Genomic DNA, 23,386 nt, shown 5'->3' with positions numbered 1-23,386 from the left:
TTTTTCTATGCCTAGATCAAGACATACAACACGACAAAAACTGGCAATCATTATGGAGTATCAGCAACAAGAAATTTCTTTAAGCACCTTCGCCAAGATGAAGCGAATTACCCCCAAGACACTGAAACGTTGGATTGGACTTTTCCAACGATATGGACCTGCAGGATTACAAGCAGTGCGAAACAATGCCCACTATTCTCAAACGTTTAAACTAAGGGTCGTTCAAGCATACTTGGCAGGCGAAGGTACACTTGAAACGCTTAGCATAAAATTTGGTTTACGTGGAACACGACAACTTGAAGAATGGATTTCAAAGTATAATGGAGACAAATTAACGGCTTCGCCGTCTAGAAAGCAGGTCCCCATCATGAGTCGAAAAACAACTTTCGAAGAACGCATTGAAATTGTCGAATACGTTGTTAAGGGTGAACATAGTTACACTGAGACAGCTAATCATTTTCAAGTTTCATATCAACAAGCTCGCTCATGGGTCTTGAAGGCCAAAAATGGTGGTTATGAGGCACTAGTGGATAACCGTGGTCACCGCAAACCAGAGCACGAACTAACTGATTTAGATAAGGCCAACCTCCGCATTCGCCAGTTAGAATCGCGGCTCAAAGATCAGGAGTTATATAAAGCATTCGCAAAAAAATTACAGGAACTTCAGCGCAAGGGGTGAATCAACAACACCGACTGGCCTACCACGCAATCAAGGAAGTCAGTCAAGGACAGCACGGAGCCATCACAAAGTTATTAGGCCTTATTGGGATCAGCCGTCAGGCCTATCATAAAGGTTTGAATCGTTCAGAGACTGCTTGGGAGCAGCGAGACCGAGCACTTAAGGAACGAACACAGTATTGGTTCGATTTTCATCACCAAGGTATCGGAGCTGGAAATCTCTTGATCAATCTCCAACATGATAAATTGATTGACTTCCCAGTTACGATAAAAATGGTTCGTCGTGTGATGCGTGAACTCGGACTGAAATGTCAAATTCGGGTTAAGAAACATCATCGACGTAAAGAAAGTGAGCAGTATATCTTAGACAACGTGCTCAACCAGGACTTTGACGTGGAGGTGCCCAATGAGGTCTGGCTGTCTGATTCAACAGAGTTAACGTACGGCGTAAACGGCCAGTACAAGATGCGCTTAAGTGGCGTCATGGACCTCTATGGACGCCGATTGTTGTCTTACAATCTTAGCGTTACTGAGACTGCGGCAGCGGAGATTCAAGTTTTTCACCGTGCGTTTGAGGCATCTGGCGATGTTCATCCACTGGTGCATACGGATCGTGGCCCAGCGTACACAGCCGGAGCATTTAATAACTTTTTAAGTCGTCATCATGTCCCGAGAAGCATGTCTCGTCCAGGAACACCATATGATAACGCCCCAATGGAACGCTGGTGGAATGAGTTCAAACTTCGCTGGATGGATCGTCATCCGCTGGCAAAGACCTACCAAGAGCTCGTGGAGTTGGTTGAAGACGGCATCGAATACTTCAATCATCATAATCGTTCGGCACAAAGAAACGGCCTCACTCCAGATGAATACTGGAATGAAGCCGTTTAGAGACAAACAAAAGTTTATATTATTTCATCTGTCAACTTGACAGGGCCTAGTGCAAACAGTGAAAGATCCTTTTTTGTCTCGATAAATGCTGTTCGATGTAAATTAATGCGTCATTTATTTCTTTGTTTTTCGTTTTAATGTTGTTAATTCTGTTTAATGAATCAGCTAACGCTTCTTGTTTTTGAGGTTTGACGACGTTAATAACAGGGACTTTAGGTTTAACTTCGGAGCTCTGCACAACGTCTGCGTTGATCATATATCGATCAATCTCACGTTGCACAATCAACCGTAATAATGTAACTGAGGCCTGAGAACGTTCACCTTCTGCGTTGCCGGCGGGGCCAAAGTTGGGCCGGGCGTTTTGTTGGGCAGCCGGATAGCCACAACAAACAAAACCGATAGCTTGTTTGTCATACATGATCGAGAGACGACTGACTGAGAAGTGTTCGTCAATATGAACGGCTTTATTTTGTGGCACCTCATTACAGGTTGCTTCATCACCCTTAAAGGTAGAAAAAAGCGAAAAACCATACAGATTTGTTAAAGTATTCCCTTGTAAATCCGTTACGGTGGCGATGCTGCCGGTTGCCTGTGAAAAATTGGCCAGCAACTTATTAAGCTGATGCGTTCGATCAGCAGTTAATACTTGTGCAAGAAAGTTATTCATATATATCCGCCCTACTTTTTATCTCTTGTCAAATAAGTGACCCTGCAAAACCACTAAACATGATGCAAGGGCAGTTACAGCCTTGTAAATAGTTGAACAATGATAACCGATTTTTGTGTAAGGGATTTCATTGCCGTTACTGTGCTGTTCTTGTTGCCACACTGATTATATCAAGGAATTTAATACTTCACCATGTGTGATTTTTTAGACATGGCATTAAAGTATAACAAATCTTCGTTACTGTAAATGTGTACCAAGTAACCATATTACACGCGTGACTCGCGTGAAGGAGGAAACATTTATGGATAGAGAAGCACTTGGTTTAATCGAAACGCGTGGTTTGATCGCGTCGATTGAAGCGGCTGACGCCATGGTAAAAGCTGCCAACGTTAAACTCGTTGGACAGGAAAAAATCGGTAAGGGATTGATCACGGTGATGGTTCGCGGTGATGTTGGTGCTGTTAAAGCAGCTGTTGACGCAGGCGTTGCAGCAGCGGAAGACATCGGTGAAGTTGTTTCGAATTATGTTATTCCACGGCCTCATCAAGATGTTGAAACTTTGTTACCACAATCAAATAAATAGGTGGGTGAATAAGTTATGGCTGATACTGATGAATTAGTCAATCAAGTGATGGGAAAGTTGCTCAACAAAGCCAATGCTGGCACAACTGTTGACACGAAACCAACACAATCAGGATTGACTGAATTTGTAGGTACTGCCCCAGTCGGTGACACGATTGGGATGGTAATTGCAAACGTTGATAGTGGTTTGTCCGAAAACCTTCATTTACAAAAGCAATTCCGTTCACTCGGAATTCTTTCGGCACGTACCGGTGGTGGTCCACAGATCATGTCTATGGATGAAGCCGTTAAGGCAACCAATACGCAAGTAGTAAGCATTCAAATGCCTCGTGATACAAAGGGCGGTGCTGGACACGGGTCTTTGATTATTGTCGGTGGTGACGATGTTTCTGATGTTCGTCGTGCGATTGAAGTGGCTTTGGCTGCTGTTCCAACTCACTTCGGAGATGTTTACAACAGCCCAGCAGGGCACTTGGAATTGCAATACACCGCTCGGGCTAGTGAAGCAGCTCACTTCGCATTTAATGCACCAATTGGTAAGGCGTACGGCTTGATTGCCGGTGCTCCAGCCGGAATTGGTGTCGTGATGGGTGATACTGCTTTGAAGGCAGCTAATGTCGATGTGCTTTCATTCGCGTCACCTGCGTATGGAACAAGTTTTTCAAACGAAGGGATTCTGCATATCTCTGGTGATTCTGGAGCAGTCCGTCAAGCAGTTGTTGCAGCCCGTGAAGTGGGCTTGGATCTGCTGGGAACACTTGCTGGGAAACCAAAGAATGACTTTCCTTCATACATTTAGGTGAGAGGAGATACACCAATGAAGCGTCAAAAAAGGTTTGAAGCTTTGGAAAAGCGTCCAATTCACTTGGACGGATTTGTTAAGGAATGGCCTGAAGAAGGATTCGTTGCCCTTGAAGGACCTAACGATCCAAAGCCAAGCATTAAAATTGAAAATGGTGTTGTAACCGAACTGGACAGCAAAAAACGTGAAGACTTTGATCTGATCGATATGTATATTGCTGACCACGGGATTGACAAGAGCAATGCTGAACATGTTACGAGTATGGATTCTAACAAGTTGGCAAATATGCTTTGTGATCCTAATGTTCCTCGTGAAAAAATCATTCCTCTGACAACTGGGATGACTCCAGCAAAAGCAGTGGATGTCATCAGTAAAATGAACTTTGTTGAAATGATGATGGCTACACAGAAGATGCGCCCACGTCGGACACCCGCAACGCAGTGTCACGTAACCAACTTGCGTGATGATCCTGTACAAATTGCAGCTGATGCAGCTGATGCAGCTTTACGTGGATTCCCAGAACAAGAAACTACGACAGCTGTTGCGCGTTATGCACCGCTAAACGCGATTTCAATTATGATTGGTGCTCAGACGGGACGTCCCGGTGTACTGACACAATGTTCTGTTGAAGAAGCTTTGGAATTAAGCTTGGGAATGCGTGGGTTTACTGCATACGCTGAAACCATTTCCGTTTATGGGACTGAGCAAGTCTTTACTGATGGTGATGATACACCATGGTCAAAGGGTTTCTTGGCATCATGTTATGCGTCACGTGGTTTAAAGATGCGGTTCACTTCGGGTTCTGGCTCAGAAGTTATGATGGGCTATGCCGAAGGAAAATCAATGCTTTATTTGGAAGCACGTTGTATCTATATCACTAAAGCAAGTGGTGTTCAGGGTCTACAAAACGGTGGTGTTAGTTGTATCGGTATCCCAGGGTCAGTACCATCAGGTATTCGTTCAGTATTGGGTGAAAATTTGATCTGCATGATGCTTGACCTCGAATGTGCTTCAGCTAATGACCAAGCATTTTCACACTCTGACATGCGTCGGACTGAACGTTTGCTGGGTCAATTCTTAGCCGGCACAGATTACATCTCATCAGGTTATTCGTCAGTACCTAACTCAGACAACATGTTTGCCGGTTCTAACACGGATGCCATGGACTACGATGACTACTACGTTATGCAACGGGATCTGAAAGTTAATGGTGGGATCGTTCCTGTAAAGGAAGAGGACGTCATTAAAGTTCGTAATAAAGCTGCCCGCGCATTACAAACTGTCTTTGAAGCACTCGGACTGCCAAAGATTACGGATGAAGAAGTTGAAGCCGCAACCTATGCCAACACTTCAGCCGACATGCCTGAACGTAACATGGTTGAAGACATGAAAGCTGCCCAAGATATGATGAACCGTGGCATTACTGGGATCGATATTGTTAAAGGACTTTATAACGGTGGTTTCCGGGACGTTGCCCAAGCCGTGTTGAGTCTGTTACAACAACGTATTGCAGGTGACTTCTTACAAACATCAGCCATCTTTGACAAAGACTGGAATGTTATCTCTGCTGTTAACGATAAGAACGATTATGAAGGACCAGGCACTGGTTACCGGGTTTCCGGTGAAACTTGGGACAAGATTAAGAATATCCCAATGGCAATCGATCCTTCGAACGTTTAATAATCGGCTAACAGAAAGGAGGAAGTCAAAATGGCTGACATAGATGTTGATCTGCTAAGAAAAATTGTTAAAGAAGTAATTTCTGAAACAAGTGCTGCAAATAAGAAAGTTGATTTTTCCAACAATAGCGGGGCAAGTTCGAACACTGCAACTGCTACTGTGACGAATAAAAATCAACCAGAAGCAAAGGATGCACCTTTGCAACTCGATTGGTTCAAACACGAAGGTCCTGCTAAACAGGGTACCGCAGTGGACGAAGTTGTTGTTGCTGTTTTACCAGGTTTTGCTGAACATATGACCGAAAATATTACCGGCGTTTCACACAAAGATATTTTGCGTCAGGTTACCGCCGGAATTGAAGAAGAAGGTCTCCGTGCACGTGTTATCAAAGTTTATCGGACTGCCGATGTTTCATTTGCTGCTGCAGAAGGTGACAAATTATGTGGTTCTGGAATTGCGATTGCCATTCAGTCAAAGGGAACAACTGTTATCCATCAACGTGATGAAGATCCATTAACGAATTTGGAATTATTCCCTCAAGCACCTGTTATTACGCTTGACACTTACCGTGCAATTGGTATTAACGCGGCTAAGTACGCGAAGGGTGAATCACCGACTCCTGTGCCAACGGTCAATGACCAGATGGCGCGAGTTCAATACCAAGCTAAGTCCGCTTTAATGCACATTAAAGAAACAAAGTACGTAGTGCAAGGTAAGGGTCCTGACGAAATTCAGGTAAATTTTGATTAGAAAGGAATTTCATCATGAGTGAAATGGAAGATCTTGTTGCCAAAGTAATGGCAGACATGAAGGATTCCGATACAAAGAGTAAACCAGCTGAAAATCAGACTAGCACTCAAAGTACCGCATCCACTTCAACTGGTAAGGAATTGGGTCGTGACGATTATCCACTTTTCCGTAAGCATCCAGACATGATTAAATCACCAACAGGTAAGAGTGTCAGTGACATTACATTGGATAATGTTATTAATGATAAAATCACGCCTGACGATCTACGAATCACACCGGCAACCTTAAAGGCACAAGGCGAAATCGCCAAAAGTGCAGGTCGTGCGGCTATTAAGAGTAATTTCGATCGGGCCGCTGAATTAACTGCCATTCCTGACAAACGTCTGTTGGAAATGTACGGTTCATTACGTCCATACCGTTCAACTGAACAGGAGTTATTAGACATGGCCGACGAACTTGAAAATAAGTACAACGCCAAAATCACTGCCGATTGGGTTCGTGAGGCTGCTAAGAATTACAAGATTCGTAAGAAGTTGAAGGGCGACAATTAGTGGAGGCAATTTATGGTGCAAAAGGTTATTGGCGTTGATATAGGTAACTCTTCCACCGAAGTTGCGTTAGCTAACGTTGCTAGTGATGGCACCGTTGATTTTATCAACTCCGATATCACGGCAACAACCGGGATTAAAGGCACCAAACGAAATCTGATTGGGATTCGTACCGCTATTAACGGCGTGCTGCATAAAAGTGGCCTTGAAATTAGCGATATTGATTTAATTAGAATTAACGAAGCCACACCCGTTATTGGTGACGTTGCGATGGAAACCATTACGGAAACTATCATCACAGAATCAACGATGATTGGACATAATCCACGAACGCCTGGTGGTCTTGGGTTGGGAATCGGTCAAACTATCTTGCTAACCGATTTAGCCAACGAGACTGACAAGGCGCAAACGTATATTGTCTTAATTCCAAAAGAAGTTGATTTTGGTGATGCCGCAAAATTACTGAATTTGTATCATGACGCTGGGTTTAAAGTTACTGGTGCCATCTTACAAGGTGACGATGGTGTGCTTGTTGATAATCGTTTGAATTTTAAAATTCCAATTGTTGACGAAGTTTCATTGTTGGACAAGGTGCCGCAACGCATGTTAGCTGCCGTAGAGGTAGCCGATAAGGGCAGTGTCATCAAACAGTTGTCTAACCCATACGGAATTGCGACTGTCTTTAATCTGACACCGGAACAAACCAAAAATGTTGTACCGGTAGCCAGGGCCTTGATTGGTAACCGTTCAGCGGTGGTTATCAAAACGCCAACGGGTGATGTTAAAGCGCGTGTCATTCCGGCTGGATCGATTAAAATCACCGGTGATGGTCATGAAGAAGAAGTTGGCATTTCTGATGGTGCTGAAAAGATTATGAAGACGGTGTCCGACTTCAAGAACATTGATAACGTAACCGGTGAATCAGGAACTAATATCGGCGGCATGCTGGAACGAGTTCGTCAGACGATGGCGGATCTAACAGATAAGCAGATGCAGGATATCTTTATTCAAGATTTGCTTGCCGTGAACACATCAGTACCCAATAACGTTAAAGGTGGTCTGGCAGGCGAATTCTCCATGGAACAAGCGGTCGGAATTGCCTCGATGGTTCGAACAGATCACTTGCAGATGCAGGCGATTGCGGATGCTATCAAAGACGAGTTGGGTGTGGATGTTGAAGTTGGTGGTGCAGAAGCAGAGGCTGCTATCCGTGGTGCGTTGACTACACCAGGGACTCAGGCACCACTGGCCATTCTTGACTTAGGTGCTGGCTCATCAGATGCCTCAATCATTGACAAAAATGGTCATATTGTTGCGATTCACTTAGCTGGTGCTGGTGATATGACAACGATGATTATTAATTCAGAGTTAGGGTTAGATGATCCGTACTTGGCTGAGGATATCAAACGTTATCCGTTAGCGAAGGTTGAAAGTTTGTTCTACATCCGCCATGAGGATGGCAGTGTTCAATTCTTTAAGAAAGCGTTGCCGGGAACTTTGTTTGCTCGAACGGTTGTTGTCAAGCCGGATGGGTATTTACCGGTTCCAGGGGACCTTTCCATTGAACGAATTAAAGCGATTCGACAATCAGCTAAGAAACGAGTCTTCGTAACGAACGCGTTACGCGCACTGGCTAAAGTTAGCCCAACTGGGAACATTCGTGACATTCCGTTTGTTGTCATTGTTGGTGGCTCAGCGTTAGACTTTGAAATTCCTCAGTTGGTTACGGATGCTTTATCCCACTACAACTTGGTTGCTGGACGAGGAAATGTTCGGGCGATTGAAGGACCACGTAATGCGGTCGCAACTGGATTGATCTTGTCTTATGCAAACGAGCTGAAGAAGGGGATGTCGTAATGGCTGCTGAACCTACAATTTTAATTGCCGGTGAAAAAAATGAGGCGATTTTGCCATTGCTTTATGGGATTGAAGAAGAGGAAATTCCGTATACTTTTACGACGGAAGTCTCTTCACCAACCATAATCGGATTGGCACATGAGGCTGCATTAGCATCCCAATTGCGCGTGGGTATCAGTTTTGATAATCGGATGGCTTATTTACACTTCAACAGTTTGGATGAAGATAAACCACTGGCTGAGGTGCCATTAACGGATCAAGAAGATCTGCGAAGACTTGGCGCCAATGCTGCAAGGTTAGTAAAACAGGTACCGTTTAAAAAATTCGAGAAGGGAGGGAAAATCCTATGAGTGATGCTTTAGGAATGGTCGAAGTTGGCGGTTATTCAACAGTCATTAAAGTGGCTGATGTCATGGTTAAGACTGCTAACGTTCACATTGAAAAGGTAGAACGGGCTCGGGGTGCCGGCCAGATGACGGTCTTTGTCACCGGAGATGTTGGTGCTGTTAACGCAGCGGTTGCCGCTGGTGAAAGCATGGCAAATGAAGTTGATCACTTTGTTGCAAAACAAGTGATTGCACGTCCTGCAGAAGGGTTAACGCCACTTGTTGAACGTTCGGTGAATGTTGATCAAATTGCGCCGGAAACAGAACCAGACTCAGTTGCGGCTAAGCCAGCCAGTGCTAAGTCAGCCACGCCGGCTACTGCTACATCAGCTACTTCTGCAGCAACGAGTCAAGCTACTAGTCAGTCAGGGGCTGCTAAGAAACCAACGTCTTCAAGTCGTCGGGGACCAAGAAGTGCTGGCCGCAAGAAGTAATTTTAAAAATGTAAGCGCATTTAAAAGGCCTTTAAAAATTAGGAGGAAATTATTATGAACAACGCTTTAGGAATGATCGAAACAAAGGGTTTAGTTGCCGCTATTGAAGCAGCAGATTCAATGGTTAAAGCAGCCAACGTTGACCTTACTGGTTACGAAAAAATTGGTTCTGGATTAGTTACTGTTATGGTTCGTGGTGATGTTGGTGCCGTTAAAGCAGCCGTTGATGCAGGTACTGCTTCAGCAGAAAATGTTGGTGAAGTTTACGCTTCTTATGTAATTCCTCGTCCACATACAGATGTTGAAAGCATTTTACCTTCAAGCAACAAGTAATAAATTTTAACAACGGGGTAAGTTTATGACTGATAGTGAATTACGTGAATTAGTTAAACAAATTGTTCAAGAAGAAACCCAACCAGGAATTCCGATTGGTGTTTCCAATCACCATGTTCATCTTTCTGAAGAAGACTTTGCACAGTTGTTCCCTGGTCAAAAAATGACCAAGTTTCGTAACCTGAAACAACCAGCTGACTTTGCAACGAATCAGAAGGTCACAGTCATCGGGCCTCATGGTCAAATTGACAATGTGCGAGTTTTAGGACCGTGCCGGAAAGAATCACAAGTTGAACTGTCATTAACAGATGGTTTCCAGATTGGTGTCGATTTACCAGTCCGTCTATCCGGTGATTTGGACGGTGCACCAAAGGTTATCTTACAAACAAAGGATGCGCGGATTCCTGTATACGGTGCTATTGCTGCCAAACGTCACATTCACATGAGTCTTGAAGATGGCAAACGTTATGGTGTTAAGTACGGTGATGAAGTGTCTGTTGAAATCACAACAGGATCCCGTCGTTTGGTCTTCAATGACGTCATGGCACGTCCACGCAAAGACTTTGTGCTGGAAATGCATATTGATACCGATGAAGCCAATGCAGCAGGTTTGACTAAGGACACTGTTGCGAGGATCTTACCCAAAAAGTAAGTAAAAAGGGGATCCTGATATGTTTGAAAAACAAACGGCGTTACTGAAAAAGTTTAGCCAATTAGTTGATCAGGAACCTCATGTCAACACTGAGGTCACACCAGATCAACATTTAAGGGTCGGTGTTGACCTTGGAACCTCAACGATTGTGTTCGTTGTATTAAATGAAAATAATGTCCCCATTTATGGTGAATCAATTCGTGATCATGCTGTTCGGGATGGTATTGTGGTCAATTATCGTGAGGCAGTAGATATTGTGACTCACATGCGTGAACGTGCACAATCACAGTTGAACGTAACGTTAAAATCCGCTGCTGGTGCTATCCCTCCAGGTGTAAGCGCAGCTAATAGCAAGGCGGTTGCAAACGTTATTGAGGACAGTGGGATGCATTGCAGTGATGTTGTTGATGAACCCACGGCCGCGGCAACGATGTTAGGCATTACCGATGGCACTATTGTGGATGTTGGCGGTGGTACGACTGGCATTAGTTTATTTCAAGATGGACACCTGTTACGCGTGGGTGACGAGCCAACTGGTGGTTATCACATGACCCTAGTCTTAGCAGGTAATCGTCAGTTGGATCATGATGCAGCCGAACAATTAAAAAGAGACCCGACTCAACAGAACAATGTCTTTATGGTTGTTAAACCGGTCGTGGAGAACATGGCACACATTACCGATCGGGTGACTAATCATCACTTAGTCCAGCCAGTCGTGGTTGTTGGCGGTGCGACAAACTTTGACGCATTCGCTAGCACATTTTCAAAACAACTTGGTGTGCCAGTGATGGGGATGCCTAATCCCGACTTTGTAACTCCCATTGGCATTGCAATGAGTGACAAGGGGGCGGCCAGTGATGGGTGACATTAGTGAAATTGTTCGTTTAGTTCAACAAAAAATTGAACGACGCGAACAAACAACAACCCGCGTTTCTGTTCACGATACAGATCAACTGACGGAAAAGACCGCTTTAGGAGCCCGAAAAATCATTATCACTGATATTTATCCAACTGATTTGGCACTGCTACTATCTTTATCGCAGACAGCCCCGTTGGTTAAATTCATTCAACTTGCACAAGCTGATGGTGATGAAGTACGGTTACAAATCGCGTTCACCAATGTGAATTTCATCCCTTGGTCATTGTTGGTTGACTGGTCACTTAATTTTTCTCTGGCGGATGAACGTCAATTACATGTCAGTAAATCACACATGATTTCACGACGGGATGTTGTTAATTTGACTAAACAAAGTGTGTTTATTAAACGAAATGATCAGCAAATGACTGCGAGTGCACAGGAATATCTTCGCGATCAACAAATTGAGATATTAGAAAGGACGGATCAATTATGTATATGGCAAAAGTAGTTGGAAGTGTTGTTGCCACACAGAAAGATGATTCGTTAATTGGTCGCAAGCTAATGATCGTTCAACCAATTGACAGTGATCGTAAACCTATTCGGACGGAAGAGGTTGCTGCAGATACAGTTGGTGCCGGTGTTGGCGAGTTAGTTCTGTTAGTCCGCGGTGCAGGTGCTCGAAAAACACAGCGTGAAGGGGTCCGTAACAAGGATGTCGTTGATTCAGCAATTGTGGGCATTATTGATCGATTCGACAAGTGAGGTGACACGAGGTGGCCATTTATACAAAAACCGGTGATAAAGGGACAACATCTCTTTTCACGGGTGAACGTGTTAAAAAATACAATACGCGGGTTGAAACATATGGCACGTTTGATGAGTGCAATGCGCAAATCAGCGTTGCAGAAAAGTACTGTCTGCGTGAGGAAAACCGTGAGTTATTGCGGTGGGTTCAAAACCGGATGTTTATTCTAGACGGTGAAATTGCTTCATCGGATCCAGATAAGTTTTATGGCAAGAGCGATCGAATTGAAGAACCTGACGTCAAGAAAATGGAAGATGTCATCGATAAGTACATTGCCAAATTACCTGAATTACATGAATTTATTTTACCGGGATCAAGTTTAGCGGGTGCACATTTACATTTAGCTAGAACGGTATGTCGGCGTGCAGAGCGTTTACTGACAAAAATCAGTGAGGACATCACCTTCCGACCACAAGTGCTCCAATATGCTAACCGCTTGTCAGACTTTTTGTACATTCTGGCACGCGACGAAGATGAAGCGGATCGTCAAACGAAGATTTGTGATGAAGTCGTTCGTCGCTACCAACAAGCAGTATCAAAACACTAACTGAATATTGAAACTAGAGACATTGTTTGTTGCTGGTAATAGTAGCCAAATGACGCTTACGGTTGTCAAATATGAACGCCGCCGTGGGACCGGTTTAAGCCTCCTGAAATCCGGAGTCTTTCACCTCGCCGCCAAGCCTCCTGAAAATCGGAGTCTTTGCGACCGTCCGTGTTGTAACTCTGGCACAAATCGCCGAACCAACAACACTTTCACGACTTACATTCATATTTGACGCCCTCCAGCTCATATTGCATTTTCAATAATTTATTGATTGAGACTGCAACATTATTTTCAGTAGCTATTTTAGTTACTTTGTAGGTTAGTGAAGTCGACCAGAAACAGAGTTCAGTGAAAGCATGACTTAGTGAACGGTTTTCGGTCACTTAGTCATGCAGGACGAGCTTTGAAACCTGGGCTACGGGTTCAAAGTCGAGGTCGAAGATCGCAAAGCGAGCTAAGACCGGTCCCATGGAACGGCGTTGCTGGTCGGCGTAACGAACGAACTACTGAATTAGCTTATTAAAGAATTTCAATCTTGTAAGTTAAAAATAAAATATTTAAAAGGAGGTCATCTAAATGGCAGTTGAAAACATTTTGTCCAGCGTTCAGGCAGCATTTAAGAACAAAGATGGTTCCGGCGCATTTACACGGGCCAATTTCCAAAAAGTATTTGATGCCTGTGAAAACAAGGCTAATGAACTTGGTGTTGGCGTATCCATGTGCTTCATGGATGCAGCTGGAAACCCATTGATGCAGTATCACATGACTAATGCTAATTTGGTCAGCATCACACTGGCTCCTAAAAAGGCGTGGTCCGCATTGGCCATGAAACAGCCGACAAAAGAAGTTAGTGATCAAATTCAACCTGGGGCACCATTATATGAAATGGAAACTATGTTGGATGGCAAACTCGTTTCATTCGCTGGTGGAATTCCACTGATTGTCAATGATCAAATTATCGGTGCACTTGGTTGCAGTGGTGGTGCTGTCGAAGAGGATCAGGCAATTTGTGAAGCTGGCGTTAAACAATTTCTAGAAGGGATTAATTAGTTTATGGCAGAACTAGAAGATCAAATTCGCAAAATTATTCAAGATGAACTGAATCAGCAGAGTTCTGGCGATAAAACCCCTGCAACTGCCTCAAGCAATGCGGCTGCATCAACTACGGCCACATCAGCACCCTTAACAAGTGGTCAGGGTAAGCTGGGAATTTTCCCAGATGTTGATTCTGCGATTGCCGCTGCCAAGGCAGCAGAAGATCAGTTTGTTGACGCAAGTATTGAAACGAGAACTCAAGTCATCGATGCAATCAAGAAGGGTTTTAAACCATACATCGAACAGATGGCCAAGGCCATTCGTGAAGAAACTGGCATGGGTACGGTCGAAGCAAAAATCGCTAAGTTGAACAATGCTTTGTACAACACACCCGGTCCTGAAATTCTTCAACCAGAAGCCGAAACTGGTGATGGCGGACTAATTATGTACGAATATGCGCCTTACGGTGTTATTGGTGCTGTTGGTCCAAGCACAAATCCATCTGAAACGGTGATTGCCAACGCAATCATGATGTTAGCGGGTGGAAATACGTTATTCTTTGGTGCCCATCCTGGTGCTAAGAACATTACTCGTTGGACAATCGAAAAGTTAAACCAGTTTGTTTACGATGCAACTGGTTGGCAAAACTTGGTTGTTGGGATTGAAAACCCAAGTATTGAAGCCGTACAAAAGATGATGGCACATCCTGACATCGCTTGTTTGGCCGTTACTGGTGGTCCGGCCGTGGTTCATCAAGCCATGACGAGTGGTAAGAAGGCCATTGGTGCCGGTGCTGGTAATCCACCTGCAATGGTTGATGCTACTGCTGATATTAAGTTGGCAGCACATAATATCATTGATTCAGCTTCATTCGATAACGATATTTTATGTACAGCTGAAAAAGAAGTTGTGGTTGAGTCGTCTGTTAAAGATGAACTGATCAAAGACATGCAGGATGAAGGGGCCTTCTTAGTTACTAAGCCTGAAGACATTCAAAAATTAGCTGACATGACGATTCAAGATAATGGTGCTCCCGACAGAAAGTTTGTTGGTAAGGATGCAAATTACATTCTGGCTCAAGCAGGCATCCGTTATGAAGGTCGTCCTAAGGAAATCATTCTTGAAGCAGCTAAAGATCATCCGTTAGTTATGACTGAAAATCTGATGCCTATCTTGCCAATTGTTAACTGCCCAGACTTTGACAGTGTCTTGAAGACTGCGGTTGAAGTTGAACAGGGATTCCATCACACAGCATCAATTCATTCACGTGACCTCATTCATATCAATAAAGCTGCTCATCGAATGAACACATCAATTTTCGTTGTTAACGGTCCGACCTATGCCGGTACTGGTGTTGGCTTCACTGGGGCATCCGCTTTAACGATTGCCACACCAACTGGTGAAGGTACAACAACTGCAAAATCATTTACCCGTCGTCGTCGATTGAATTCGCCTCAGGCATTCTCTTTGCGCAGTTGGAATGATTAGTTGAAAGGGCGTCAAACATGGAAAAATTTACGATTCCCACAAAAATCATTGCCGGTTCAGATAGTTTGGATGTCCTTCAGGCATTTGAATCACAAAAGGTTATGTTCGTTTGTGATCCATTTCTGAACGGTAGTGACACGTTAAAAATGATCGAATCACACTTACCAAGTAGTGCAGAGGTCAAAGTATTTGCCGATGTTAAACCAAATCCACCATTGACCAGTATTACTGCTGGAGTCAAAGTTTATCAGGAATTTGATCCATCCGTTATCGTAACGCTTGGTGGTGGTTCAGCCATTGATACTGCTAAAGCAATTCGTAATTTTGGCGAAAAGATTAGTGGTAAACAGTTGAGCTGTTTCGTTGCGATTCCAACCACTAGCGGGACTGGGTCAGAAGTAACCAATACAGCTGTTGTTTCAGATGAAGAAAATCATGCAAAGTTCCCCATTATGGATGATCATTTGATTCCTGATATTGCAATTTTGTATCCACAACTTGTTGTCAGTGCACCAGCTTCAGTTACTGCATACTCTGGCATGGATGTTATGACTCATTCGTTGGAATCACTGGTTGCTAATGATGCTAACTTGTTTACAGAAGCACTAGCCGAAAAAGCGGTTGACGTCATTGGTAACAATCTTGTTGATGCATACCGTAATCCAACTAACCTTGAATTACGCCACATCGTGCATGAAGCCGCTACTGCTGCCGGTCTGGCCTTCAATACTGCTGGACTTGGGATTACACATTCAATTGCGCACCAACTTGGTGCCCAGTTCCATGTTCCGCATGGCTTGGCCTGTGCCATGGTATTGCCACACGTTGTTGCGTTTAATGCACAGGATAAAAAGTGTGAAGCTAAGTACGCAGAAGCTGCTCGTAAAGCACGTTTGGCCGGTGCTGATAGTTCAGACAGAATGGCTGTTCGCGAATTAATTCGCAAATTACAAGCCATGATGCGTCAGATGAAGTGCCCTCGCACATTAGCTGCTTTTGGAATCAAGCCAGAAGATGCTAAGGCTGCCTGCGAAACAATCGTTAAGGCTGCTAGAAAAGATGGAACATTTCCTGGTAACCCAATTGTTCCAACTGATGAGCAATTGGCCGAGATTTATCAAAAAGTAATCGAATAATGATGGGGTGGAGAAAATGGACGGCTTTCTTGGTGAATTATTAGGCACGTTTATCCTGATTGTACTCGGGGCAGGTGTCTGCTGCGGTGTCAACCTTAATAAAACCTACGGTAAAAATAACAGTACTTGGCTGTTAATCAACTTAGGTTGGGGTATGGGCGTCACTATGGGTGTTTATGTGGCGGGCCACCTTGGCTCACTTGGTCACTTGAATCCAGCAGTTACCCTAGGAAGTGCAATCTTTGGATTGTTCCCATGGTCGCAAGTTGTGCCATATCTACTTGGTCAGTTTATCGGTGCTTTCCTTGGCGCCGCTGTTGTTATCATTCAGTACTACCCACACTTTAAGGTTACAAAGCCCGAAGAGGGTAACACGGTAGGCAACTTTGCGACAATTCCGGCAATTAACAACCCGGTCTTTAACTTTCTGAGTGAAGCTATTGCAACGTTTGCATTTATGTATATTTTGCTGAACTTAGGCAATTTCACGACTGGTATGAAACCATTTATTGTTGGCTTCCTAATTGTTTCAATTGGGATGAGCCTTGGCGAGACCACAGGTTATGCCATTAACCCAGCGCGTGACTGGGGTCCACGTTTGGCTTACACGCTTTTCCCTGTACCAAACAAAGGCACCACGAACTGGAACTACGCTTGGGTGCCAATGGTTGGACCAATTGTTGGTGCAGTTATTGCAACAGGTTTGTTTAAGATCTTGTAATTAATAGTTCTGTAATGACAGATTTAGGGAGGAAACTAAAAATATGACTCATAAAGTGTTAGCGATTAATTCAGGGAGTTCGTCCTTGAAGTTTAAGCTTTATCAAATGCCAAGTGAAACAGTGATGGCGGATGGTCAAATCGAACGAATTGGGGATCCTGACGCAAAACTAACACTCAGATACACGCCGGAAGGAACACAGACGCAACAGAAGAAAACAGCACAACGACCGATTGTTGATCATCAAGCAGCTGTTGAACTCGTGATGAACCAGCTACTAGAGAACAAAATCATTAGTAGTTTAGATGAAATCGAGGGTGTGGGTCACCGTGTTTCAAATGGTGGATCGTATTATCTTAAATCTGTGATTGTGGATGGTGAGGTCGAACAGCGAATTGATGAATTGAGTTCGCTGTCGCCTTTACATAATCCAGTTAATCTACTGGGCATAAAGGCGTTTGCGCAAAAACTACCACATACTAAACAGGTTGCGGTGTTTGATACGTCATTCAATGCCACAATTCCGTTAACAAGCGCCTTATATCCGATTCCGTATGAATATTATGAAAAGTATGGAATCAAACGATTTGGATTCCATGGACCAAGTCATCAATATATTGCGGAAGAAACGGCAAAATTAGTACCAGGTTTGCATCGGTTAATTAGCTGTCACATTGGCAATGGGGCAAGTATTTCAGCCATTGTTGATGGTAAGACGGTTAACAACTCAATGGGTTTCACGCCATTGGCAGGGCTGATGATGGGGACTCGCTCTGGGGATATTGATCCTCAAATCATTCCATTTCTGGAAGAACATGAACATATGGATTCCGAACAGATCAAAGATATGTTAAATGAAAAGTCTGGCGTGTTGGGGATTTCCGGAATTTCTAATGATTTACGTGAAATTGAGGACGACGCTGCTGAGGGTAATAAACGAGCACAGTTAGCACTAGATATGTTTGTTCATCAGATTGTAATGTATATTGGTTCTTATGTTGCTGATATGAACGGTGTTGATGCCATTACCTTCACGGCTGGTGTTGGTGAACATTCTTCTACTATTCGAAAGATGGTAGTCGCACATTTAGGATATTTAGGCATTCAGTTGGATGAGCAAAAAAATGACGAAAATGCTCAGTTTATTCAAACATCCGATAGTAACGTTAAGGTATGAGTGGTTCGAACGGATGAGGAAGTTGTCATTGCTAGAGATGTTGCACGACTATTACATTTGGAGAGTTAAGCCATGAGCGAGAACACATTTGACCATGCAGAAAATCTAGAACGGGTTATTCAGGAGTCAGTTCCTGGTAAACAAGTTACACTAGCACATATTATTTTACATCCCGATAAGGAGATTTTTGACAAACTTGGAATTGAGGATACTTCAACAGCGTTAGGTTTGTTAACAATCACACCAGGTGAGGCGGCAGCCATTGCTTCGGATGTTTCAGGTAAAGCAGGCAATGTTAATGTCGTGTTCATTGATCGCTTCAGTGGTTCTGTTTTGTTGGCAGGACAAGTGGATGACGTGAGAGCGGCCATCGAAGCAGCAGAGGACACGTTGTCAAAAATTCTTGATTTTACGATCACACCGATTACACAATCGTAAGGGTTTTCCTCATTACGTGAACTGATTCACGATTCAAACCTTGTTTGTGGACAACCGTCATGTTATTTTATGACGTGAACGGATAATCTGAAACTTTTATAATTACAATAAAACGGGGTTGCTAAAATGAGTGGAAACAACGAAGAAAATCAAGATCGCGTGTTCAAAGATTATAATCCAGAACAAGTTGAAGCCTATGGAGCTTTAGATGAATTAAACGCTTGGCTGGGTCTATGCCGTGTGCGTGCGGTCAATAATGGATTGCGTCCATTCGATGCTGAATTTAAGACAATTCAACGATTGCTATTCTGTATTGGCACAGATCTTTCCGTTGACGATGACGATCCAAATGTTCGCCGTGTATTTCCAGATGGTGCAAATGACTGGTTAAAGGGGTTAACAACGCAGTATTCAGTCACGTTGCCTGAGATTCATCAATTTGTTGTGCCGGGTGGCAGCATTCAGGCCAGCGAGTTACAAGTCGCAAGGACCATGGCATTAAAGTCTTTTAGGTTGGTGAGAATTGCCTTAAATGACAAGCACATGGAAATGGCACAGTTTTTGGACACGTTATCAAATTACTTCTTTGTGATTGCACGCTATGTTTATGTTGAGATGGGTGTTCAGGAAGAATTATTTGATGCCGATGATCCGAATTGGCCATTTTAAAAAAATTCACTAATGGGGTGAAAGTATGAAAAGGCCACTGTTGGTTGGTGCGGTCGGATGTGGTAAAACGACACTACACCAACGTTTGACTGGCGCACTGATCAAGTACGATAAAACACAGTCAGTGGAATTTTTTAAAGATGCGATTGATACACCAGGAGAATTTGTTGAACATCATCGTTTTTACAGTGCCTTGTCTGTGACGGCTGCGGATGTTGATCTGATTCTAATGTTGCAAAGTGTTTTAGATCGACGACAGATCTTTGCTCCAGGGTTTGCCACAATGTTTAATAAACCAGTTGTTGGTATTGTGACTAAGGTGGATTTAGCGGACAGCGTGACACAAATTGAAGCGAGTGCCAAGTATCTACGAAGTGCTGGTGCTAAAACCGTGATTTTAAGTTCTGCAGTTAAGGACATTGGCACGCTTAATGTTGAACACGTATTAGAAATGAAATAGGAAGTCGACGCTTATGATGAGTAAGACAGAAGTGTTAGAAATTGCTGGTAACGTAACGAGCTGGTTGATTGAGGCCGGCGATAAACTGCGTCCCGGAGTTAATCATATTTCAAAGGTGGACACTAAATCATCTCGTAATGACTTGGTCACTAATGAAGATGTCAGTATTGAAAAATTATTGGATGGTCATATCCGACAAACATATCCTGACGCACAGATAATGGGTGAGGAAAACAAGGCTGAACGACCGCAAAATTTACATGGACTCGTTTTCTTTGTTGATCCCATCGATGGAACGCTAAATTTTGTTCGTAAACATGATTGTTTTGCTTCCATGATTGGCGTTTATTATGATGGCGAACCGGTCTTTGGTGGAATTTTGGATGTGATGAATAAGGATTTATACTGGGGTGGCCCGTTGCTAGGTGTTTATCGTAATGACGTTAAGCTTGACGCAGTGGCTGACTGTCCGTTAGCCGATGGATTAATCGGCGCGTCCTGGCGTCAGTTATTCACCAATCGTTTTAATCTTGGGACAATTGGTTATCATGCGTCAGGAGTTCGTATTCTTGGTAGTGCGGGTCTTGAATTCGTTCAATTGTTGAATGGACGACATGTTGGTTATGTTTCAACATTGAATCCGTGGGATTTCGCGGCTGGGTCAATTTTGGCTGAAGCATTGGGATTTGAAACTGGCAGTGTGTCGGGGTATCGGTTGTCGCTGTTGCGGCCGGCGGATTATGTGGTAATGACGCCAAATGCGATGAAGACATTTAGAAAACTTGCATATGCATAGTGCTTAACGTGTTTTAGTTATTTGGAGCTGTTCATTTATTTGAACGGCTTTTTTTGTATTTGGGAAGATTAATAAGCTTCAAAAATTTGTTTGTGCTTAAACCAAAAGTATTGACTGGTTAAACGTTTTTATCGGGGGTGAATTGCGTATGTAGATGATATAATGGGCCTGATAGATGAGCCCGTTAAATATATCAAAGGGCGCAATTTCTATCATCAGAATATTGCGGGTGCGAATGATTGCTATCAATTGACCCACATTCGAATATGTATTATAAAAAGCATGTAATTTGGTATCACGGTACAACTTGGGACAATGCACTGAGTATTCAGAAAAATGGTGTCGTGTCTAATTGGAATAAGAAATCTAAAGAAGATTTTGGACTTGCCTTCTATTTGACTTCTAATAGGGGTCAGGCAGTTCGTTGGGCAAGATTATCGGCTTCTCGACAATTTAGATTGGGAATAACAGGAAAAGGTACTTTGCCTGCTTTAGTCACCGTTAGATTTGATGAGGGTCTATTAGATGAGACCATTTCAAAAGAGTTTGCGCTCTGTAATGAAGAATGGGCGCAGGAGATTTTAAAGAATAGGACTATGTCCAACATGAAGCGAACGATTGAAGTTGAATACGGACCTGTTGCAGATGGTAAGATTACCGATGCATTAAAGAAATATCAAAGAACAATGAGTATTGAGGGTTTTAAAGACTTAATTTCTAATTCAAAATTTGAACGTCGGTACGATCAACTGGCACTCATTTCGCAACATATTTGTAATCAAATAAAAACAGTAACTATTAAACAGTTAACGAAGGAGGAAAATGAAAATGAGTTTAACAATTAAAGAAGAGGTTAATCGAGATTTCTTTAACGAAATGATTGATTTCATAAGCGAAGAAGGACATTTGTCTAGAGCAGATGCACAAAAACTTGTTGATCCATTTCGAGAACGCATCGATACTGATTTACCATATATTCAACATACTGGACCTATTTATTTTGCTGAGAAGATTTTGATGCAAGAAGGGCTCATTCCTTTTAGGCAAATGTAATTTATGATTTGGTTGTGGTTACGAGAGTCTAATAGCGTGGTAAATTATTGTTGAAGAGGTAGATCGAAATTTTTTCAATGAAGTGACTAATGTAATGTTGTCAGACGGGTACCTGTTGAAAAAAGGCACAGAATGATCGATTTTGATTTTCAAGGGCAGTGAAATTAGGCTTTCAGCACCGCAAATAGTTAGGCTTATATTACGTATTCAGCTACTAATAAAGTCAAAAGTAAAGATGCTATTAGAATCATTTTTATAGAAGTAGGCCCACATAGTCTGTTTTTCAATGTTAAAAGAGAGTTTATTTGATTATCAGTTCAGTTTGCATAATGGTAAATCAAAAAATAATTTGTTATACTCGGCTTGTGAATTGAATAGAAGCGCTTACTAAATGGAAGTCCGGTGAGAATCCGGCACGGTCCCGCCACTGTGATTAGTGTTTAGCACTATAAGCCAGGTCTTTTTAGTAGGATGCTTGGGCGGGTACATTATCTCGTGGAGTAGGTAGGGTATCCATAAATTCGACGAACAGGCACAATGATGTGCTTTTTAACATAAACAATGGTGTTTATGGGATGCCGCAGGGGACTGCGGCATTTTTGTGTATTTATTAACAATGATATTGACCACAGCTTCTGTAAGCGCTATCATTAAAGGGTAAATAAAACTGAATATCTTGTACAATGGCGTACAGTTAAGCAAAGAGGCTTTAGAACATACTTTTTAAGTGTGCTCAAAAGCCTCTTTTTTCATTTTTTATTTGCATTAATTTGGAAGAATAATGAAGGAGGTAACATCATTGGAAACAATTCAATTTGGAACACAAATTTGGACCGGTGATAATGCATTAGCTGGACTGGAGAAGATTGATAGTCAGCGCATTTTTCTTGTTACTGATCCATTTATGGTGAAATCCGGTGCACTTGATCAGATAACCAAGCATTTGAATGTCAAAAATGAATTGAGCATTTTTTCTGACATTCAGCCGGACCCACCAATTACAAAAGTGGTGGAGGGCATTAAAGCACTTCAGTCATTTAAGGCAACACTCTTGGTCGCTGTTGGCGGTGGTTCAGCGATTGATGCCGCAAAGGCAATGAAATATTTTGCTCAGAAGATGGCCGAAGATAGTCCACAGCTGGATTTGATTGCCATTCCTACAACGAGTGGTACTGGTTCAGAAGTCACCAATTTTGCGGTTATTACTAATGCAGAAAAAGGTGTTAAGTACCCACTAGTTACTGATGATATTTTACCAAAGGTCGCGGTATTGGATGCCAACTTGGTTTTGTCGGCACCCCAAAATATCACAGTAGATACCGGGATGGATGTTTTGACGCACTGCTTGGAAGCCTATGTTTCAATCAATGCGAATGATTTTTCTGACGCGTTGGCGGAAAAGGGATTCCAAATGGTTTTTGAATATTTACCGCGTGTTAGTGAAAACGGTGATGACATGGAAGCTCGCCAGAAGATGCATGATGCTTCTTGTATTGCAGGAATGGCGTTTAACATGGTCAACCTTGGGTTAAATCATGGTATTGCTCATGCTGCCGGCGCACGTTACCACATTCCCCATGGACGTTTAAATACAATTTTGATGCCTAATATTATTGCTTATAATGCGGAAATGAATGATGGATTCTGGAAAGAACCAAATCGGGCAGCTACTAAGTATGCAAATTTGGCTCGCCTTATCAACATTAATGCGGCCAATCCGAAGCTTGCTGTGCAGGGCCTAATTGACAATATTATTTGTTTAAGAAAGGTATTGAAAATGCCTGCTAGCTTTTCAGAGTATGGGATTAGCAAAGATTTATTTGAATCAACTAAAGCCGAAATCTCAGCTGCAGCGCTTAAAGACGGAACGACAGTTGCAAATCCGAGGAAACCTACTGTTGCTGATGTAACCGATATTTTGAATCGTAGTTTTATGTGATTG

28 protein-coding genes, 1 pseudogene and 1 riboswitch are annotated in these 23,386 nt (G+C 42.9%); of the genes and pseudogenes, 28 read left to right on the top strand and 1 reads right to left on the bottom strand.

Annotation, left to right across the window (positions count from 1 at the left end; genetic code table 11):
• Positions 1–7: 7 nt before the first annotated feature.
• On the top strand, positions 8–679 hold the full coding sequence (locus LROSL1_RS08220) for a helix-turn-helix domain-containing protein (RefSeq protein ID WP_178913461.1): 672 nt from the start codon (positions 8–10) through the stop codon (positions 677–679).
• Positions 676–1,569 carry an IS3 family transposase gene (locus LROSL1_RS08215; RefSeq protein ID WP_178913460.1) on the top strand — a complete coding sequence of 298 codons (894 nt, stop codon included), beginning with the start codon at positions 676–678 and terminating at the stop codon, positions 1,567–1,569. Before LROSL1_RS08220 ends, LROSL1_RS08215 begins: the two co-directional genes overlap by 4 nt.
• Positions 1,570–1,615: 46 nt before the next feature.
• Here the strand turns inward: LROSL1_RS08215 and LROSL1_RS08210 are convergent, their stop codons facing one another.
• On the bottom strand, positions 1,616–2,236 hold the full coding sequence (locus LROSL1_RS08210; protein WP_178914311.1) for a hypothetical protein: 621 nt from the start codon (positions 2,234–2,236) through the stop codon (positions 1,616–1,618).
• A 301-nt stretch (positions 2,237–2,537) separates the two neighbouring features.
• On the opposite strand from LROSL1_RS08210, the gene LROSL1_RS08205 reads away from it, so the two are divergent.
• The 26 genes and pseudogenes from LROSL1_RS08205 (at position 2,538) to LROSL1_RS08080 (ending at position 23,383) form a co-directional block, all read left to right on the top strand.
• Positions 2,538–2,819, top strand: coding sequence for a BMC domain-containing protein (locus LROSL1_RS08205; RefSeq protein WP_017262912.1), 282 nt, complete (start codon positions 2,538–2,540; stop codon positions 2,817–2,819).
• A 15-nt stretch (positions 2,820–2,834) separates the two neighbouring features.
• A complete protein-coding gene (pduB, locus tag LROSL1_RS08200) occupies positions 2,835–3,617 on the top strand; it encodes a propanediol utilization microcompartment protein PduB (RefSeq protein WP_225440512.1) in 783 nt (260 codons plus the stop codon).
• Positions 3,618–3,635: 18 nt separating this feature from the next.
• A complete protein-coding gene (locus tag LROSL1_RS08195; RefSeq protein ID WP_178914310.1) occupies positions 3,636–5,300 on the top strand; it encodes a propanediol/glycerol family dehydratase large subunit in 1,665 nt (554 codons plus the stop codon).
• 30 nt (positions 5,301–5,330) lie between these two features.
• A complete protein-coding gene (locus LROSL1_RS08190) occupies positions 5,331–6,050 on the top strand; it encodes a propanediol/glycerol family dehydratase medium subunit (protein ID WP_017262915.1) in 720 nt (239 codons plus the stop codon).
• Positions 6,051–6,064: 14 nt separating this feature from the next.
• Positions 6,065–6,601, top strand: coding sequence for a diol dehydratase small subunit (locus LROSL1_RS08185; RefSeq protein WP_017262916.1), 537 nt, complete (start codon positions 6,065–6,067; stop codon positions 6,599–6,601).
• A 12-nt stretch (positions 6,602–6,613) separates the two neighbouring features.
• A complete protein-coding gene (locus LROSL1_RS08180) occupies positions 6,614–8,455 on the top strand; it encodes a diol dehydratase reactivase subunit alpha (protein WP_017262917.1) in 1,842 nt (613 codons plus the stop codon).
• On the top strand, positions 8,455–8,805 hold the full coding sequence (locus tag LROSL1_RS08175) for a glycerol dehydratase reactivase beta/small subunit family protein (RefSeq protein ID WP_017262918.1): 351 nt from the start codon (positions 8,455–8,457) through the stop codon (positions 8,803–8,805). Before LROSL1_RS08180 ends, LROSL1_RS08175 begins: the two co-directional genes overlap by 1 nt.
• Positions 8,802–9,275 carry a BMC domain-containing protein gene (locus LROSL1_RS08170; protein WP_017262919.1) on the top strand — a complete coding sequence of 158 codons (474 nt, stop codon included), beginning with the start codon at positions 8,802–8,804 and terminating at the stop codon, positions 9,273–9,275. The genes LROSL1_RS08175 and LROSL1_RS08170 overlap by 4 nt, the downstream gene beginning before the upstream one ends.
• A gap of 51 nt (positions 9,276–9,326) precedes the next feature.
• A complete protein-coding gene (locus LROSL1_RS08165) occupies positions 9,327–9,608 on the top strand; it encodes a BMC domain-containing protein (RefSeq protein WP_272946606.1) in 282 nt (93 codons plus the stop codon).
• A 25-nt stretch (positions 9,609–9,633) separates the two neighbouring features.
• A complete protein-coding gene (pduL, locus tag LROSL1_RS08160; RefSeq protein WP_178914309.1) occupies positions 9,634–10,260 on the top strand; it encodes a phosphate propanoyltransferase in 627 nt (208 codons plus the stop codon).
• A 19-nt stretch (positions 10,261–10,279) separates the two neighbouring features.
• Positions 10,280–11,125 carry an ethanolamine utilization protein EutJ gene (gene eutJ / locus LROSL1_RS08155; protein ID WP_017262922.1) on the top strand — a complete coding sequence of 282 codons (846 nt, stop codon included), beginning with the start codon at positions 10,280–10,282 and terminating at the stop codon, positions 11,123–11,125.
• Positions 11,118–11,627 carry a PduM family microcompartment protein gene (gene pduM, locus LROSL1_RS08150; protein WP_017262923.1) on the top strand — a complete coding sequence of 170 codons (510 nt, stop codon included), beginning with the start codon at positions 11,118–11,120 and terminating at the stop codon, positions 11,625–11,627. The genes eutJ and pduM overlap by 8 nt, the downstream gene beginning before the upstream one ends.
• Positions 11,609–11,881 carry a EutN/CcmL family microcompartment protein gene (locus LROSL1_RS08145; RefSeq protein WP_017262924.1) on the top strand — a complete coding sequence of 91 codons (273 nt, stop codon included), beginning with the start codon at positions 11,609–11,611 and terminating at the stop codon, positions 11,879–11,881. Before pduM ends, LROSL1_RS08145 begins: the two co-directional genes overlap by 19 nt.
• A gap of 11 nt (positions 11,882–11,892) precedes the next feature.
• Positions 11,893–12,471 (top strand): cob(I)yrinic acid a,c-diamide adenosyltransferase, encoded by a 579-nt coding sequence (locus LROSL1_RS08140; RefSeq protein ID WP_178914308.1) that lies wholly within the window; start codon positions 11,893–11,895, stop codon positions 12,469–12,471.
• A gap of 576 nt (positions 12,472–13,047) precedes the next feature.
• A complete protein-coding gene (locus LROSL1_RS08135; RefSeq protein ID WP_017262927.1) occupies positions 13,048–13,521 on the top strand; it encodes a GlcG/HbpS family heme-binding protein in 474 nt (157 codons plus the stop codon).
• A gap of 3 nt (positions 13,522–13,524) precedes the next feature.
• Positions 13,525–14,994, top strand: a complete 1,470-nt coding sequence (locus LROSL1_RS08130; RefSeq protein ID WP_178914307.1) for an aldehyde dehydrogenase family protein — start codon at positions 13,525–13,527, stop codon at positions 14,992–14,994.
• A 17-nt stretch (positions 14,995–15,011) separates the two neighbouring features.
• Positions 15,012–16,130 (top strand): 1-propanol dehydrogenase PduQ, encoded by a 1,119-nt coding sequence (locus LROSL1_RS08125; RefSeq protein ID WP_178914306.1) that lies wholly within the window; start codon positions 15,012–15,014, stop codon positions 16,128–16,130.
• Between the two features lie 16 nt (positions 16,131–16,146).
• Entirely contained in the window at positions 16,147–16,851 is a 705-nt protein-coding gene (locus tag LROSL1_RS08120; protein WP_178914305.1) for an MIP/aquaporin family protein, read from the top strand.
• Positions 16,852–16,894: 43 nt separating this feature from the next.
• Positions 16,895–18,025 (top strand): annotated as a pseudogene (locus LROSL1_RS08115) (acetate/propionate family kinase); the annotation flags it as partial.
• A gap of 75 nt (positions 18,026–18,100) precedes the next feature.
• Positions 18,101–18,466, top strand: coding sequence for a BMC domain-containing protein (locus tag LROSL1_RS08110; protein WP_178914304.1), 366 nt, complete (start codon positions 18,101–18,103; stop codon positions 18,464–18,466).
• Positions 18,467–18,592: 126 nt separating this feature from the next.
• Positions 18,593–19,135, top strand: coding sequence for an ATP:cob(I)alamin adenosyltransferase (locus tag LROSL1_RS08105; protein WP_017262933.1), 543 nt, complete (start codon positions 18,593–18,595; stop codon positions 19,133–19,135).
• Positions 19,136–19,160: 25 nt separating this feature from the next.
• Entirely contained in the window at positions 19,161–19,595 is a 435-nt protein-coding gene (locus LROSL1_RS08100; protein WP_017262934.1) for a EutP/PduV family microcompartment system protein, read from the top strand.
• A gap of 13 nt (positions 19,596–19,608) precedes the next feature.
• Positions 19,609–20,391 carry an inositol monophosphatase family protein gene (locus LROSL1_RS08095; RefSeq protein ID WP_178914303.1) on the top strand — a complete coding sequence of 261 codons (783 nt, stop codon included), beginning with the start codon at positions 19,609–19,611 and terminating at the stop codon, positions 20,389–20,391.
• A 239-nt stretch (positions 20,392–20,630) separates the two neighbouring features.
• Positions 20,631–21,236, top strand: coding sequence for a DUF3990 domain-containing protein (locus LROSL1_RS08090; protein ID WP_178914302.1), 606 nt, complete (start codon positions 20,631–20,633; stop codon positions 21,234–21,236).
• Positions 21,220–21,444 (top strand): hypothetical protein, encoded by a 225-nt coding sequence (locus LROSL1_RS08085; RefSeq protein WP_017262937.1) that lies wholly within the window; start codon positions 21,220–21,222, stop codon positions 21,442–21,444. Before LROSL1_RS08090 ends, LROSL1_RS08085 begins: the two co-directional genes overlap by 17 nt.
• Before the next feature lie 368 nt (positions 21,445–21,812).
• A riboswitch (adenosylcobalamin (AdoCbl) riboswitch) is annotated at positions 21,813–21,962 on the top strand.
• A 281-nt stretch (positions 21,963–22,243) separates the two neighbouring features.
• A complete protein-coding gene (locus LROSL1_RS08080; RefSeq protein ID WP_178914301.1) occupies positions 22,244–23,383 on the top strand; it encodes a 1-propanol dehydrogenase PduQ in 1,140 nt (379 codons plus the stop codon).
• The last annotated feature ends 3 nt before the right edge of the window (positions 23,384–23,386 follow it).

Origin of the sequence: Furfurilactobacillus rossiae (assembly GCF_013394005.1) — a bacterium.
Taxonomy (GTDB): Bacteria; Bacillota; Bacilli; order Lactobacillales; family Lactobacillaceae; genus Furfurilactobacillus; species Furfurilactobacillus rossiae.
This window is presented reverse-complemented; position numbering and strand designations above follow the sequence as displayed.

Coding starts and splice junctions, on each gene's coding strand:
- LROSL1_RS08220 (WP_178913461.1), top strand. CDS start 8: ATGCCTAGATCAAGACATACAACACGACAAAAACTGGCAATCATTATG.
- LROSL1_RS08210 (WP_178914311.1), bottom strand. CDS start 2,236: ATGAATAACTTTCTTGCACAAGTATTAACTGCTGATCGAACGCATCAG.
- LROSL1_RS08205 (WP_017262912.1), top strand. CDS start 2,538: ATGGATAGAGAAGCACTTGGTTTAATCGAAACGCGTGGTTTGATCGCG.
- pduB (WP_225440512.1), top strand. CDS start 2,835: ATGGCTGATACTGATGAATTAGTCAATCAAGTGATGGGAAAGTTGCTC.
- LROSL1_RS08195 (WP_178914310.1), top strand. CDS start 3,636: ATGAAGCGTCAAAAAAGGTTTGAAGCTTTGGAAAAGCGTCCAATTCAC.
- LROSL1_RS08190 (WP_017262915.1), top strand. CDS start 5,331: ATGGCTGACATAGATGTTGATCTGCTAAGAAAAATTGTTAAAGAAGTA.
- LROSL1_RS08185 (WP_017262916.1), top strand. CDS start 6,065: ATGAGTGAAATGGAAGATCTTGTTGCCAAAGTAATGGCAGACATGAAG.
- LROSL1_RS08180 (WP_017262917.1), top strand. CDS start 6,614: ATGGTGCAAAAGGTTATTGGCGTTGATATAGGTAACTCTTCCACCGAA.
- LROSL1_RS08175 (WP_017262918.1), top strand. CDS start 8,455: ATGGCTGCTGAACCTACAATTTTAATTGCCGGTGAAAAAAATGAGGCG.
- LROSL1_RS08170 (WP_017262919.1), top strand. CDS start 8,802: ATGAGTGATGCTTTAGGAATGGTCGAAGTTGGCGGTTATTCAACAGTC.
- pduL (WP_178914309.1), top strand. CDS start 9,634: ATGACTGATAGTGAATTACGTGAATTAGTTAAACAAATTGTTCAAGAA.
- eutJ (WP_017262922.1), top strand. CDS start 10,280: ATGTTTGAAAAACAAACGGCGTTACTGAAAAAGTTTAGCCAATTAGTT.
- pduM (WP_017262923.1), top strand. CDS start 11,118: ATGGGTGACATTAGTGAAATTGTTCGTTTAGTTCAACAAAAAATTGAA.
- LROSL1_RS08145 (WP_017262924.1), top strand. CDS start 11,609: ATGTATATGGCAAAAGTAGTTGGAAGTGTTGTTGCCACACAGAAAGAT.
- LROSL1_RS08135 (WP_017262927.1), top strand. CDS start 13,048: ATGGCAGTTGAAAACATTTTGTCCAGCGTTCAGGCAGCATTTAAGAAC.
- LROSL1_RS08130 (WP_178914307.1), top strand. CDS start 13,525: ATGGCAGAACTAGAAGATCAAATTCGCAAAATTATTCAAGATGAACTG.
- LROSL1_RS08125 (WP_178914306.1), top strand. CDS start 15,012: ATGGAAAAATTTACGATTCCCACAAAAATCATTGCCGGTTCAGATAGT.
- LROSL1_RS08120 (WP_178914305.1), top strand. CDS start 16,147: ATGGACGGCTTTCTTGGTGAATTATTAGGCACGTTTATCCTGATTGTA.
- LROSL1_RS08110 (WP_178914304.1), top strand. CDS start 18,101: ATGAGCGAGAACACATTTGACCATGCAGAAAATCTAGAACGGGTTATT.
- LROSL1_RS08105 (WP_017262933.1), top strand. CDS start 18,593: ATGAGTGGAAACAACGAAGAAAATCAAGATCGCGTGTTCAAAGATTAT.
- LROSL1_RS08100 (WP_017262934.1), top strand. CDS start 19,161: ATGAAAAGGCCACTGTTGGTTGGTGCGGTCGGATGTGGTAAAACGACA.
- LROSL1_RS08095 (WP_178914303.1), top strand. CDS start 19,609: ATGATGAGTAAGACAGAAGTGTTAGAAATTGCTGGTAACGTAACGAGC.
- LROSL1_RS08085 (WP_017262937.1), top strand. CDS start 21,220: ATGAGTTTAACAATTAAAGAAGAGGTTAATCGAGATTTCTTTAACGAA.